Origin of the sequence: Mesorhizobium sp. M2E.F.Ca.ET.209.01.1.1, from assembly GCF_004010375.2 — a bacterium.
Classification (GTDB): Bacteria; Pseudomonadota; Alphaproteobacteria; order Rhizobiales; family Rhizobiaceae; genus Mesorhizobium.
Genome location: NZ_SADP02000870.1, coordinates 1 through 314, shown reverse-complemented (window position 1 = coordinate 314; position 314 = coordinate 1). Strand labels below are relative to the sequence as shown.

The 314-nt window shown below is 68.5% G+C and carries 1 protein-coding gene; it reads left to right on the top strand.

Going from position 1 to position 314, the window contains the following annotated elements; genetic code table 11:
* Nucleotides 1-14: 14 nt before the first annotated feature.
* Nucleotides 15-314, top strand: a 300-nt coding sequence (locus EN852_RS38280; protein ID WP_135879867.1) for a hypothetical protein, incomplete at its 3' end; no start/stop codon positions are given.

Sequence of the window (314 nt, the reverse complement as noted above, 5' to 3'; positions counted from 1 at the left end):
GCGAAAACCTGCGCATGAGATCGCCAGCCGCTTCCGCCTCATCTCACGACCCAGCCGCCTCGGCGCCGGACGCTTTCCACGCGCTCGCCACCGCCCAGCGTCTGGCAAAACGCGGGTTGCTCCGCCTGCTCTGCCTGCAAGTCGCCCGCACGGCGTTGCGGCTCGGTTTTGCCGCGACGGCAGCCATGGCGGTGGGCCGACTCGTCATGGGCGAGCCTGTCGCCTCCTGGCTTGTCCCGGTCACGATGGTTTTTCTCTTGGCTGCCTGCGTCGCCGGGTTTGCCGCTGACAGGGCGCAAGCCTCCGCAGAGACT